This window comes from Duganella sp. GW822-FHT06D06 (genome assembly GCF_058799615.1).
Map to the genome: position 1 here is coordinate 54,493 of NZ_JBXALQ010000003.1, position 12,845 is coordinate 67,337.

12 protein-coding genes are annotated in these 12,845 nt (G+C 67.1%); 4 read left to right on the forward strand and 8 right to left on the reverse strand.

Going from position 1 to position 12,845, the window contains the following annotated elements:
* Positions 1 to 2: 2 nt before the first annotated feature.
* The gene (prsR, locus tag AC1RMD_RS06500) at positions 3 to 1,349 is read left to right on the forward strand and encodes a PEP-CTERM-box response regulator transcription factor (protein WP_492924805.1); all 1,347 of its coding nucleotides are present in this window, start codon (positions 3 to 5) and stop codon (positions 1,347 to 1,349) included.
* A 3-nt stretch (positions 1,350 to 1,352) separates the two neighbouring features.
* On the opposite strand, the gene AC1RMD_RS06505 is transcribed toward prsR, so the two are convergent.
* From AC1RMD_RS06505 to AC1RMD_RS06530, 6 genes are read right to left on the reverse strand one after another with little or no spacing between them, the layout of a single operon-like run.
* Positions 1,353 to 1,994: a tetratricopeptide repeat protein gene (locus AC1RMD_RS06505; protein WP_492924807.1), complete on the reverse strand. Its 642-nt coding sequence runs from the start codon at positions 1,992 to 1,994 to the stop codon at positions 1,353 to 1,355.
* The gene (locus AC1RMD_RS06510) at positions 1,991 to 3,238 is read right to left on the reverse strand and encodes a glycosyltransferase (protein WP_492924809.1); all 1,248 of its coding nucleotides are present in this window, start codon (positions 3,236 to 3,238) and stop codon (positions 1,991 to 1,993) included. The genes AC1RMD_RS06505 and AC1RMD_RS06510 overlap by 4 nt, the downstream gene beginning before the upstream one ends.
* Positions 3,232 to 4,062, reverse strand: coding sequence for a hydrolase 1, exosortase A system-associated (locus tag AC1RMD_RS06515; RefSeq protein ID WP_492924811.1), 831 nt, complete (start codon positions 4,060 to 4,062; stop codon positions 3,232 to 3,234). The genes AC1RMD_RS06510 and AC1RMD_RS06515 overlap by 7 nt, the downstream gene beginning before the upstream one ends.
* The gene (locus tag AC1RMD_RS06520) at positions 4,059 to 4,865 is read right to left on the reverse strand and encodes a hydrolase 2, exosortase A system-associated (protein WP_492924813.1); all 807 of its coding nucleotides are present in this window, start codon (positions 4,863 to 4,865) and stop codon (positions 4,059 to 4,061) included. The genes AC1RMD_RS06515 and AC1RMD_RS06520 overlap by 4 nt, the downstream gene beginning before the upstream one ends.
* On the reverse strand, positions 4,862 to 5,104 hold the full coding sequence (locus AC1RMD_RS06525; RefSeq protein ID WP_492924815.1) for an acyl carrier protein: 243 nt from the start codon (positions 5,102 to 5,104) through the stop codon (positions 4,862 to 4,864). Before AC1RMD_RS06525 ends, AC1RMD_RS06520 begins: the two co-directional genes overlap by 4 nt.
* Positions 5,092 to 5,814 carry a GNAT family N-acetyltransferase gene (locus AC1RMD_RS06530; RefSeq protein WP_492924817.1) on the reverse strand — a complete coding sequence of 241 codons (723 nt, stop codon included), beginning with the start codon at positions 5,812 to 5,814 and terminating at the stop codon, positions 5,092 to 5,094. The genes AC1RMD_RS06525 and AC1RMD_RS06530 overlap by 13 nt, the downstream gene beginning before the upstream one ends.
* Before the next feature lie 157 nt (positions 5,815 to 5,971).
* On the opposite strand from AC1RMD_RS06530, the gene AC1RMD_RS06535 reads away from it, so the two are divergent.
* Genes AC1RMD_RS06535 through AC1RMD_RS06545 form a run of 3 tightly spaced genes read left to right on the forward strand, consistent with a single transcriptional unit; the run spans position 5,972 to position 10,619 of the window.
* Complete coding sequence (locus AC1RMD_RS06535; RefSeq protein ID WP_492924819.1) at positions 5,972 to 7,552, forward strand: acyl-CoA ligase (AMP-forming), exosortase A system-associated; 1,581 nt, start codon at positions 5,972 to 5,974, stop codon at positions 7,550 to 7,552.
* Positions 7,549 to 8,790: a pyridoxal-dependent decarboxylase, exosortase A system-associated gene (locus tag AC1RMD_RS06540; RefSeq protein WP_492924821.1), complete on the forward strand. Its 1,242-nt coding sequence runs from the start codon at positions 7,549 to 7,551 to the stop codon at positions 8,788 to 8,790. Before AC1RMD_RS06535 ends, AC1RMD_RS06540 begins: the two co-directional genes overlap by 4 nt.
* Positions 8,787 to 10,619 carry an asparagine synthetase B family protein gene (locus AC1RMD_RS06545; RefSeq protein WP_492924823.1) on the forward strand — a complete coding sequence of 611 codons (1,833 nt, stop codon included), beginning with the start codon at positions 8,787 to 8,789 and terminating at the stop codon, positions 10,617 to 10,619. Before AC1RMD_RS06540 ends, AC1RMD_RS06545 begins: the two co-directional genes overlap by 4 nt.
* Here the strand turns inward: AC1RMD_RS06545 and AC1RMD_RS06550 are convergent.
* Complete coding sequence (locus AC1RMD_RS06550) at positions 10,596 to 11,486, reverse strand: polysaccharide deacetylase family protein (RefSeq protein ID WP_492924825.1); 891 nt, start codon at positions 11,484 to 11,486, stop codon at positions 10,596 to 10,598. The genes AC1RMD_RS06545 and AC1RMD_RS06550 overlap by 24 nt on opposite strands.
* Positions 11,483 to 12,778 (reverse strand): putative O-glycosylation ligase, exosortase A system-associated, encoded by a 1,296-nt coding sequence (locus AC1RMD_RS06555; RefSeq protein WP_492924827.1) that lies wholly within the window; start codon positions 12,776 to 12,778, stop codon positions 11,483 to 11,485. Before AC1RMD_RS06555 ends, AC1RMD_RS06550 begins: the two co-directional genes overlap by 4 nt.
* Between the last annotated feature and the right edge of the window lie 67 nt (positions 12,779 to 12,845).

A 12,845-nucleotide genomic window follows, 5' to 3' on the forward strand; every position in this document is an offset into this window, starting at 1 on the left:
ACATGGGAAAAAGCAAATTGCTGGTGGTGGAAGACGATGCCGGCCTGCAGAAGCAGCTGCGCTGGAGCCTGGACGCCTACGAGGTGGTGTTGGCGGATGACCGCGAGTCGGCGATGGCGCAGCTGCGCCGGCACCAGCCGGCGGTGGTCACCATGGACCTGGGCCTGCCGCCCGACCCCGATGGCGCGCGCGAAGGACTGGCCTTGCTGCAGCAGATGCTGGCGGCGGCGCCGGACACCAAGGTCATCATCTTGTCCGGCAACCAGGCGCGCGAGCACGCGCTGAAGGCGATCGCCATGGGCGCCTATGATTTCCACCAGAAGCCGCTCGACGCCGACACGCTGTCGCTGGTGGTGGCGCGGGCCTTCTATCTGCATGCGATGCAGCAGGAAAACCGGCGCATGCTGCAAATCCAGTCGGACTCGCCGCTGGCCGGCATCATCAGCCGCGATCCCGGCATGTTGAAAGTGTGCCGCAGCGTGGAGCGAGTGGCGCCGTCGTCGGCGACGGTGATGCTGCTGGGCGACTCAGGCAGCGGCAAGGAACTGATCGCGCGCGGCCTGCATCGCCTCAGCGCGCGGCACGACAAGCGTTTTGTCGCCATCAATTGCGCCGCCATTCCCGAGCAACTGCTGGAGAGCGAATTGTTCGGCTATGAAAAAGGCGCGTTCACCGGCGCCCAGCGCCAGACCCTGGGCAAGCTGGAGCTGGCGCACGGCGGCACATTCTTCCTGGACGAGATCGGCGACATGGCGATGCACCTGCAGGCCAAGCTGTTGCGCTTCCTGCAGGAACGCGTGATCGAACGGGTGGGCGGACGCAGCGAGATCAGCATCGATGTGCGCATCGTCTGCGCCACCCACCAGAACCTGAAGACCCTGGCCGAGAGCGGAAGGTTTCGCGAAGATCTGTTTTACCGGCTGAGCGAGATCGTGCTGTCGATTCCGCCGTTGCGCGATCGGGTCGGCGACAGCGCCTTGCTGGCCCATCATTTCAAGAACAAGTTCTGCGCCAGCGAGTCGCGCTCGGCCCTGCATTTCAGTCCCGAGGCGCTGGCGGCGATCGAGGCCTATCCGTGGCCGGGCAATGTGCGCGAGATGGAGAACTGCATACGGCGCGCCGTGATCATGGCCGACGGCCCGCAGATCGCGCCGCAGGACCTGGGCTTGCCCGACGGCGCGGCCGCCGAAGCCAGCGTCAACCTGCGGCAGGCGCGCGACGCGGCCGAGTACAAGGTCATGGTGCAGGCGCTGGCACGGGTCGACGGCAATATCGTCAAGGCCGCCGAGTTGCTCGGTGTCAGCCGGCCGACCTTGTACGACCTGATGAACCACCACGGCTTGAAGTAGCCGCTACTCGGCCTCGCGCCACTGGCCGGCGGCGCTCAGCTGATTTTTCAGCCCCGGCAGCGGGAAGCCCATGCCGTAGGCCCGGTGTGCGCTGGCGCGCGCTTGTTCGTAGTCCTTGCGCTTGAGGTAAAGCAGGCCCAGGTTGTAGTGGGTGGTGGCGTTGCCCGGTTCCAGCCGGACCGCTTCCTTGAGTTGCTCCAGCGCGGCTTCGGACTGTCCCAGTCCCAGCAGGTAGCCGCCGAACAGGGCGTGGACCCGGGCGTCGTCCGGCCGGAAACGCAGCGCGCGGTCGAAATAACAGTCGATCGAATAGCGGGCGCCGTAGGGTTTGTGGTTCTTGTCGCGCAGCGCCAGTTTGCTCATCGCCGCCAGCGCCCGGTGGTGGTTGGGAAAATGGTCGAGGGTGTAGCCGATGTCGGCGCCCAGCGAGCCGGTGGCGCCGCGCACCAGTCGTTCGACCTCGGGCGTGAAATGATATTGCTCGACCACGGTCAAGCCTTCGCGGTCGCTGGGGTTGGTGTAGTCGCCGCCGGGATCGTGGCGGACGTAGCTGCCGCAGACCTCGCCGACGGGCGCGCGCGGTGCGGCGGCGGCGCCGGCGATGGCGAGCAGCAGCGGAATGAACAGGTGTGCTTGTGGTTTCATAGCGACTCCTTGTGGACGGCCCGTTCCAGCAGCGCGGCCAGTTGGCCGGTGCGGGCGGCGCGCGAATGGCTTTCGATGACGGTGCCTGCGGCCAACGGCGCTTGTCCCGTTTGGCACAGATGCAGGAAGCGCAGCAGGGCGGTGGCGATGTCGGCCGCGTTGTCGAGCTGGCCGATGCTGTCGATGCCGGCGGCGCGCAGCGTGGCCGCGGTGTCGCCGGCGGCGTCGGTCAAGGCCAGCACGGGGCGGCGGGCGCGCAGGTATTCATACAGCTTGGCCGGGATCTGGCTGTTGCAGTTGGCCGCCTGCAGCAGCAGCAAGCCGTCGGCGTCCAGCATTTCCGCCAGCGCGGCGTGGTAGGGCTGCGCCGGCGCCAGCTCGACCAGCTCGGCCACGCCGGGGTGGTGCCGCATCAGCGCGCGCAGATGGTCGTCGTGGGCGCTGGCGCGCAGCAGCAGGCGAAAGTTTTCCGGCGCGATGCGGCGCTCGGCCGACAGCCTGGCCAGCGCCGCGAACAGGGGGCCCGGGTCGCGCTCGGATGGATAGATGACGCCGCTGTGCAGCAGCCTGAACGGGCCGCGCGGGCCAGGCGGCGGCGCGGCGGCTTCGGCCACGCGGAAGCTGGCCTCGTCGTAGCCGTTTTCGATCAAGGCCAGGCGCCGCTCGCCTATTTGCGGATGGCGCTGGCCCAGCCCGCTCAGGGCGCCGGGCGTGGTGCAGACCACGGCGGCCGCCCGCCGCATGGACTGGCGCTCGATCCAGGCATGGATGCGGCGGCGGCGCGGATCGGGCGGGTAGTCGTGGTCCACCATCGGATCGCGCTGGTCGGCGATCCAGGGAATGCCGGTGAGGCGGTGCAGGCTCAGCGCGATCAGGTGGGCCGTCGCGATCGGATAGCTGGACCAGATCGCGTCCGGACGCTGCTTGCGGATCAGGCGCAGGCCGGCCGGCACCGCGCCCAGCCACCAGGAAATCCAGCGGTCCGGCAGGGCCAGCACATCAGGATAGCGGCCGCGCAGCGCCAGATGGCGGGAGCTGTCCAGCGCGAAGCTGCGATGCACGGGGACTTCGTGGCCAGCGTGGTCGGGGCCGATGTCTTCGTAGGCGCGCGGGTGCACCGTCAGCACCATCGGCTGCCAGCCGAACTGCGGCAAGTGCCGGGTGAACGCCAGCGTACGGTGGATGCCGCTGCCCCCGCACAGCGGCGGGTAGTGATAGGCGATCATCAAGACGCGCTTCACCATGACGCCAGCCAGTCGGCGCAGGCGGTGGCGACCTTGGCGCGCCAGGTCCTACTGGAAAAAGTGTGGTTGGCCTGTGGAACGTGGACCAGGCGCACGCGCGGGCCGTCGAGCAGTTGGCGCCACTGCGCCTGATGCTGGTACAGCGCCGAGAATTCGCGCGCGCCCAGGTCGGCGCCGCTGAGCACGATAAGCGTGCGGCCGGGGAATTGCTGCAGGGCGCGGTAGAGCCGCTGCGGCAGGGAGGCGTCCGTGGTTGGCGACTGTCTTGCCGTGGAAGCCAGCGCGATGAAGGAGCGCAGGCTGCGGTTGATATGCACGGCGCCGCCCTTCAGCTTGAGCCAGAAGTCGCGGTCCAGCAGTCGCTGCACGTAGTAATGCCTGAGCGTGGCGCGGGCGTTGCCTTGCTCGGTGCGCACCCAGGGATTGAGCATCACCAGCCCGGCCACGCGGGGATCGCGCGCGGCGTGGCGGGCGGCCGCGGTGGCGCCGTCGCACAGGCCCCACAGCACCAGCTCCCGCATCGCCGGCAGCTTTCCGAAGAATTCGGCGATCGCGGCGTCGAGGTCGTCGTCCAGTTGTTCGAAGTGACGCGGCTCGCCTTCGCTGTCGCCCATGCCGCGGTAGTCGAAGCGCATGACGGGAATGCCGGCCGACGCCAGCTCCTGCGCCAGCAACACAAAATGGCGGTGGCTGCCGATGCGGTATTGCGGCCCGCCGGTGACGATCAGCACGCCTCGCGGCCGGGGCCGCTCCGGCACGTGCAGAACGCCAACCAGCCAGCAGTCCTGGCAGGGAAAGTGCAAGGCCAGCCGTTGCCAGTTCATGCCGGCCCCACCGGCATGGCGGCCAGCGTCGCGGCGATCAGGGCGGGCACTTCGGCGATCTCCGGGGTGGACCAGAAGGGCGCGCCGGCCAGCGGATAGGCGTCGATGTGCGCGCCGGCGTCTTCCCAGCGCTCCAGCAGCAAGGCCGATGCCGGCTGCAACACCACTGGTTGAGGTGGCACTACCAGTTCCAGCCATTGCACCGGGCATGCGGGACGGTTGCCGGCGTCGGCACTCCGGATCGCGTCGCACAGCTCGGTGGCCAGCGTATAGCCGGCTACTTCATTCGTGTCGGCCTGCTCGTCGGCGCCGAACAACCTGGCGGCGTTTTGCAGCCGCATGAACTGGTGCAGATGCGAGCGTCCGCTGACCACCGCCTGCCACAGCACCAGCCCGGCCGGCACCGGCTGGGCTTGTCCGGCGAACCGCAAGGCCAGCAAGGCGCCCAGGCGCAGGCCCCACAGGTAGGCCGGGCCGGGCGAATGTTCGGCCAGCCATTGCCAGCCCAGCGCCAGGTCGGCCAGCCAGATATCCCAGCGGGCGTCGGCGAAATCGCCGCTGCTGTCGCCGCAGCCGTACAGATCCAGTTGCAGCACGCCGTAGCCGGCCCGGGCGTAGGCGCGTGCCTGCAGCGCCGCCATGCGCCGGCTTTTGTTCAGTTCCTCGGCGAAGGGATGGACGTACAGCAGCGCGCCGCGCGCTTCGGCTTCCGGATGCGGCGGATAGTACAAGCAGAAGCGGTCGCCTGCGTCCGCCTTGAGAAAAAAGGGCAGCGCGTGGCTGCGTTGAGTGTAGTCGTTCACGCCAGCTTGCCCTGCACGAATGCCGCGAGTGTGCCGACCGTGAAGAAATGGCGGGCATTGATTTCATCGTCGTCGACGGTGATGCCGAACTGCTGCTCCAGCGCCACGATAAGGTTGACGACCGCCATCGAATCCAGCTCGGGCACACTGCCCAGCAAGAGGGTGTCTTGATTGAGCTGCATTTTCGCCAGGCCCAGCGTGGCGCGCAAGGTCTGGCAGACTTGATCTAGTAGCGGCATGACGGCTCCTCGGGAACGATCTCGGGTAAGGCGCTGGTATCGAACAGCAATTGCGGACAATTGCCTGCGTGGCGCGACAGGTGTACAAACGGCGCCTGGCTGGCCCACATCCATTGCCAGCGGCCGCAGCGCAGGAAGATGGCGCTGCCCATGCGCACCACGCCGATGCGGGCATGGGCGCGCAGCGACGCCGGATTGAAGGCGGAGATGCGGCTGCAGGTCCAGCGTACGCCGTGCTGGCGCAGGTGGTTGCGGGCCGCTTCCCACAGGCGGGGGAAGACCCAGCCCAGGCGTTCCTCCGGCCGGATCCAGACGTCGAAATCCCACGCCGCGCGCGAGCTCGCCAGCCGGTAGCGCACGCGCACTTCATCTTCCAGGTAGGCATCAGGGATCAGCCAAAGAAAGCCGGCCAGCCGGCCCTTGCGCCAGGCGGTCAGGCTGAGCGCGCCTTGCGCGTAGCGCTGCCGGACCACGCTCTCGGGGCGTGGATAGTCGGGCGGCGTGGCGTCGGCGGCGGCATGTTGGTGGATGTCGATGTCCTGTCCGCGCGTGCCGCACAACGGGCTGTCGCCAACGTACTGCGCCACGAAATGGTAGCGGTACAGCGCCCACGTGCCGGCGCTGGCCGCCTCCAGCAATTGGGCGATCCAGTAGAGCATGGCGTTCAGCCAGCCCAGTTGCAGGTAGGTGTGTCGCAAACCAGTAGTCATCGCGGCGGGTCGGGATGGAAGCGGAATACAGATTAGACCCCGCACACAACACAGCGGGTTTGAGCCAGCACAAGCGGGCTTCATGCTTGAGCCACATCAAGGAGTCGATGGCGATTTATCTCAATCATAGAGGGCAGTCTATCTATGGAATATCGCTATGACCCAGCTAGTTCACGAACTCATCTTTCAGTCGGCGCAGCGTGAACCGCGGCGCCAGGCGCTGTCCTATCAGGGTGTCGGACTGAATTACGTCGCGCTGGCGCAGATGGTGCAGCTGGCCGCCGCCGCCTGGGTGCACCACGGACTGGGACGCAGCGAGCGGCTGGCGGTGTACATGGAAAAGCGCGAGGAAGCCGTGGTGGCCATGTTCGGCGCGGCGGCCGCCGGCGCGGTGTTTGTGCCGGTCAATCCGGTGCTGAAGCCGGATCAGGTGGCGCACATCCTGGGCGACTGCGATGTGCGCATCCTGGTCACCACGCGCGAGCGCTACAACCTGTTGGCGACGGCGCTGGCGGCGTGCCCGGGCTTGCGCAAAGTGGTGGTGATCGGTTCGATGGAATCGTTGGCGGCGCCGGACGGCGTGCAATTGCTGTCGTGGCGCGAGTGCATGCGCGATGCGCCGCAGACCGCCTTGCATGCCTGCATCGACAGCGACATCGCCGCCATCCTGTACACCTCGGGCAGCACCGGCCGGCCCAAGGGCGTGGTGCTGTCGCACCGCAATCTGGTGGCCGGCGCGCTGAGCGTGTCCACCTATCTGGTCAACACGGCGGAAGACCGCATCCTGTGCGTGCTGCCGCTGAGCTTTGATTACGGCCTGAGCCAGCTGACCACGGCGTTTGCCGTGGGCGCCTGCGCGGTGCTGCTGAACCACCTGTTGCAGCGGGACATACTCGACGCCGTGCAACGCGAACGCATCACCGGCCTGGCCGCCGTTCCGCCGCTGTGGATGCAGCTGGCGGACCTGGACTGGCGCCATGCGCAGCGGCTGCGCTACATCACCAATTCCGGCGGCGCCATGCAACGCCATACGCTGGCCACGCTGCGCAAGGCCTTGCCGTACACGCAAATCTATCTGATGTACGGCCTGACCGAGGCGTTCCGTTCGACCTTCCTGGCGCCTGAACAGCTGGACCGTCGGCCGGATTCGATCGGCAAGGCGATACCGAATGCGGAGATCCTGGTGTTGCGCGGCGACGGTTCGGCCTGCGCGCCCAACGAACCGGGCGAGCTGGTACATCGCGGCGCGCTGGTGGCGATGGGCTACTGGAATGATGCGCAGCGCACCGCTGAACGCTTCCGGCCGCTGCCCGACCGCCTGGGCGGGCTGCCCGTGCCCGAGCTGGCGGTGTGGTCCGGCGATACCGTGCGCTGCGACGACGAAGGCTATCTGTATTTCATCGGCCGCAGCGACGACATGATCAAGACCTCGGGTTATCGCGTCAGTCCGACCGAAGTGGAGGAGGTGGTGTATGCCACCGGCATGGTGGCCGAGGCCGCCGCCATCGGCGTGCCGCACGCGACCCTGGGGCAGTCGATCACACTGGTCGCGGCGGCCATGCCGCAAGGCACCATCGACGGCGCGGCCTTGCTGGCGGCCTGTCGCCAGTCCTTGCCGGCCTACATGGTGCCGGCCGCCATCGAAGTTCGCGGCGTGCCTTTGCCGCGTAATCCCAACGGCAAGATCGACCGCAAGCTGTTGGCCGACCAGCTGGCCGGTGCGCGAGGCGCGTCGTGACGGCGCCGGACGGGCTGCCGCGCCACGCCGAGCTCAACCAGTTCCCGACGCTGGACGACGTGCTCCAGCTGGGCGGCATCCAGCTGACCCGCCTGGCGGAACGGGTGGGGCACACGCCTTTTTATGCCTACGAACGCACCCATATCGCCACCCGCGTCGGCATGCTGCGACACGCGCTGCCGCAGGGCGTGCAGCTGCACTATGCCCTGAAGGCGAATCCGATGCCGGCGCTGGTGCAGATGCTGGCGGCGCTGGTCGATGGTTTCGACGTCGCCTCCGGCAGCGAGATGAAGGTCGCGTTGGACGCGGGCATGGCGGCCGACCACATCAGCTTTGCCGGCCCCGGCAAGCGCGACGGGGAGTTGCGCTGCGCGGTGGCGGCCGGCGTGCTGCTGCATCTGGAATCCGAGGGCGAGATGGAACGGCTCGCCCGCATCGGTGGCGAGCTGGGCATGCGGCCGCGCGTGGCGTTGCGGGTCAATCCGGATTTTGAATTGAAGTTGGCCGGCATGAAGATGGGCGGCGGCCCCCGTCCGTTCGGCGTGGACGCGGCGCGGGTGCCGGCGATGCTGCGCAGGCTGGAGCAGCTGGAACTGGATTTCCACGGCTTCCACCTGTTTTGCGGCGCGCAGAATCTGTCGGCGGCGGCGATCTGCGAGGCGCAACGGCACAGCGTGGAGCTCGGCCTGCGCCTGGCCGGCCACGCGCGCTCGCCGATGCGCATGCTGAACATCGGCGGCGGTTTCGGCGTGCCGTACTTTCCCGGTGAGCGGGCGTTGGACCTGTCCGCCGTCGCCGATGGACTGGAGCAGTCGCTGGGCTTGCTGCGCCAAGGTTCGCCCGATACCGCCCTGATCCTGGAGTTGGGGCGCTATCTGGTGGCCGAGGGCGGGATCTACGTCTGTCGCGTGCTGGAGCGCAAGCGTTCGCATGGACAGACGTTCCTGATCACCGACGGCGGCTTGCACCAGCATCTGGCGGCATCGGGCAATTTTGGCCAGGTGATCCGCAAGAATTATCCGGTCGCGATCGGCAACCGCATGCATGGCGGGCCGTTGGAGACGGCGTCGGTGGTGGGGCCCCTGTGCACCCCGCTGGATTTGTTGGCGGATCGCATGGAGTTGCCGCGTGCCGAGGTGGGCGACCTGGTGGTGGTGTTCCAGTCCGGTGCCTACGGGCTGACTGCGAGCCCGACCGCCTTCCTCAGTCATCCATTGCCGCTGGAGGTACTGGTATGAGCGGCCTGTGCGGCTATCTGGCGGCGACCGATGCCGGTGGCGTGCAACAAATGCTGGCCGGCATGGCGTCGCCGCTGGCGCGCTTTGACGACAGCCCGGTCCGGATGGTGGCGGCGCCACGCGGCGGCGTGGCCGTCGCCGCCGCCGCGGACAGCGTCAGCCTGCATGGCGCCGGCGGCGTGCTGGTTGCGGTCTGGGGCCGGCCTTTGTTGAACGGCTGCGGCGAGAATCTGGCGGAGCGCTTTGCCGCGCTGTGGCTGATCAACGGCGCCAAGGCTTGCGCGGCGCTATCCGGTCCGTTCGCCGTGTGCGCGATGGCCGATGCCGGCGGGCAGCTGCTGCTGGCCATCGATCGCAGCGGCGTGCACGCCATGCATTATCAGCAGGTGAAGCAGGGCGTGTTGTTCGCTACGTCTGCGGCCGCGTTGCAGGCCCATCCGCACGCGGTGGGCACCCTGGATCCGCAGTCGCTCTACAATTATCTGTATTTCCATACGGTGCCGGCGCCGCGCACGGTGTATCGCGGCCAGCGCCGCCTGCAGCCGGGCGAGTATCTGCAGTACCGGCACGGTCACCTGGAGACAGGCGACTACTGGAAGATCGAGTACCACGAACAATCCGCAACGCCGTTTATCGAACTCAAACAGCAATTCCTGGCGACGTTGGAGAGCTCGGTGCGGCGCTCGGCCGGCGGCGCCAGGACCGGCGCCTTCCTGAGCGGAGGGACCGACAGTTCGACGCTGGCCGGCATGTTGGCCAGCGTCAGCGGCAGCGCTCCGCCTACCTATTCGATCGGCTTCGACGTGGCCGGCTACGACGAGATGCGTTATGCGCGGATCGCTGCCCGCCACTTCGGCGCCGACCATCACGAGCTGTATGTGACGGCGGGCGACGTGGCCAAGGCCATACCGCGCATTGCCGCGGTATCCGACCAGCCTTTTGGCAATTCATCGGCGGTGCCGGCCTACTATTGCGCCAACATGGCGCGCACCGACGGCGTGACCCGCTTGCTGGGCGGCGACGGTGGCGACGAACTGTTCGGCGGCAACGAGCGCTATGCCGATCAGGCAGTGCTGTCGCGCTACGAGCAGTTGCCGTCGGCATTGCGGCAGGTGGCGCTGGAACCTTTGCTGTTCGGCCTGACCGGCAAGCTGGACCTGGCGTTGCTGCGCAAGGCGCGCAGCTATATCTCGCAGGCGGTCTTGCCCATGCCGGCCCGGCTGGAAAGCTATAATCTGTTGCACCGCTACGGACCGGCCGCGATGCTGCACGCCGACTTCCTTGCCAGCATAGACGAGCGTGTGCCCGGCGACCAGATGAGCGATTGCTACTGGCAGAGCGACGGCCTGAGCCAGATCAATCGCATGCAGACCCTGGATCTGCGCTATACGCTGGCCGACAACGACTTGCGCAAGGTGCGCCTGGCGTGCGAACTGGGCGGCGTGGACGTGGCCTTTCCCTTCCTGAGCGACGAGATGCTGGCCTTCTCCGCGCGGCTGTCGCCCAGGGACAAGCTGAACGGCACGCGACTGCGCTACTTTTTCAAGCGCGCGCTGCGGGACTACCTTCCGCCAGCCATCCTGCGCAAGAAAAAGCACGGCTTCGGCTTGCCCTTCGGGCATTGGTTGCAGAAGGATGCGGGTCTGCAGGCCCTGGTGTTGGACAGCTTGAGCGACCTGAAGAAGCGCAAGATCATCCGCGAGGACTTCATCGACCACCTGATGCATACCTTGCTGGCCGAGCACCCGGCCTACCACGGCACGATGGTGTGGGTGCTGATGATGCTGGAGCAATGGTTGGCCAAGTCAGGCGCGACGGCTGGCAAATAGCCTGAACAGAAAGCGCAGGCGGTCCGCTTCCCACGGCGTGTAGCGCGGCAGTTGCAGTGGATCGCTGCCGGCGTGCGCGGCGCCCGGCTCGGTGCTGACCGCCGCCGTGAAACCGAGCCTGCGCGCCATGTCGACGTGGCGCTGGTCGTAGTCCACCCCGGGTTTTCCGTTGGGATAGGCGAACAACTTGACCGACGCCTGGATGAGGCCTTCCAGCGCCGCCTTGCCGCGGACCATGTCGGCGTCGGCGTCGGCGTCCGCCTGACGCGCCAGGATGGGGTGCGAGGCGGTGTGCGCGCCGATTTCCATGCCGGCCGCGTGCAGCGCGCGCACCTGGTGGGAGCGCATCATCAGCTCTTCCTGCGGCGCCGGGGCCAGGCGCCGCGCCAGTGCCCGGCGTTGTTCGCAAGGCAGGTACTTGAGAGCCCCCAGCAACTGATCGATGGCTTGGCGTTTGTGGTGCGCGGTGTGCAGCAACAGGGCGTCGCAACCTGGCGCGCCCGAGTGCAGCACGCGCTGCCGGGCTTGCCGCACGCAGGCGATGACGTCGTCGTTCCACATCTGGCCGCCGTCCAGGTAGTCGCTGGCGATGAAGAAGGTGGCGCTCAGCCCGTGGCGCCGCAGTATCGGCAAGGCATGCGTGGCGTTGTCCGCATAGCCGTCGTCGAAGGTGATGCAGGCGGCGCGCGCGGGCAAGGTACCCAGGCGCAGTTGCTCGCTGGCGCGGCCCAGGGGCAGCACCCGGAAACAGCGTTTCAGCAAGGCCATGTGGCGCTCGAACAGCCGCACGTCCGGCAACTCCGGCAGCAAGGGATCGGCTTGCGCCAGCACGCGGTGGTAGACCAGGATGGACAGGCGGCGGCTCATGATTGCCCGATCGCCGGCTGGCGGCTGTCCAGGCCGCTTTGCGCGCTGGGGTTGACGGCGTGCTGCCGTTGCGCGACCAGCGCGCGGGTGGCGACGATGATGCCCATCAAATAGTAGGGAACGTCAAAGTAGAGCAGGCTGAGGAAGGCGCCGCCGACCGCAAAGCCGACGAAGCTGGCCTGCGTCATGGTGGCCAGCTGCTGTGCCCATTCCAGGTCCGACTGGCCGCGGCTGTGGCGCACGATCCAGGCCGCCGAGCGCCAGCTCAGGCCGAGTAGCAGCAAATATAGCGCCAGGCCGACGAAGCCGTGTTCGCCCAAGGCCTGGAAATAGATGCTGTGGGCCGCGTGGACGTCGTGCGGATTGGGCGCGTAGAGAAAGAAGGTGGTCGGTTCGGCGATCTCGAAGCCGCCGCCGAAGAAGCGGTCCCTGGCCAGGTTCCAGGCCATGTACCAGGCGTTGATGCGGCCCATCGCGGACTCGTCTTCCTGATAGGCGCCGATGCTGTCCATGCGCTCGCTCCAGCGCTCCGGCATGAACAGCAGGGCCAACGGCGTCAGCAACGCGATCAGGATGCCGGCGGTGACCTTGTGGCGGCTCTTGAACCACATCACGACTATCATGGCGGCGATCGCCAGCAGCGCGCCGCGCGAGTACGAACCCAACGCCGCCAATGCGCTGAGCAGCATCATCGCGCTCAGGCCGTGGCGCAGCCAGCGCTGGTCGCTGCGCAGTTGCAGATAACGCATCAGGGGGATGGTCATGATCAGGGCCAGCGCGATTTCGTTGTTGTCGCCGATGAAAGTGCCTTCCGGCCCCCAGACCCGTTCCTCGCCGCCGCTGCGCAGCGTGAAGATACCGCCCTTGACGCCGTAGAAACCCAGCGACATCACCAATACCCACAGCAGGCGCTGGATGTCGGCGCGTTCGCGTATCACCATCATGGTGACCAGGCTCATCAGCATGATCTTCATCACCTTGCTCCATTGCGCGTAGGCCAGCGAAGGAAACATCGCGAACAGGGTGGTGACGTTCATCCACAACACCAGCACGATCAAGGTGAAGGTGATGCCCGAGACCGGCAGCGTCTTGGGCAGGCGCGAGATGGCGACGCTGAACAAGGTGGCCACGGCGATGATGAAGGCGAAAGGAAAGGTGGTGGCGAAGCCCCAGCCCTGCGTGTGCGGATTCATCACGCTGATCCAGACCCACATCAACACGCCGTTGACGGGGTTACGCAGGATCAAGGGCAGGCTGCCGAAGACGATAAGAGTGATCAGGATGTCGCGCATGGGCAATGGAACTCGTTGATGCGGCTCAACGATATATTTGAGCCTGTCATTACACTGGATTGTCACG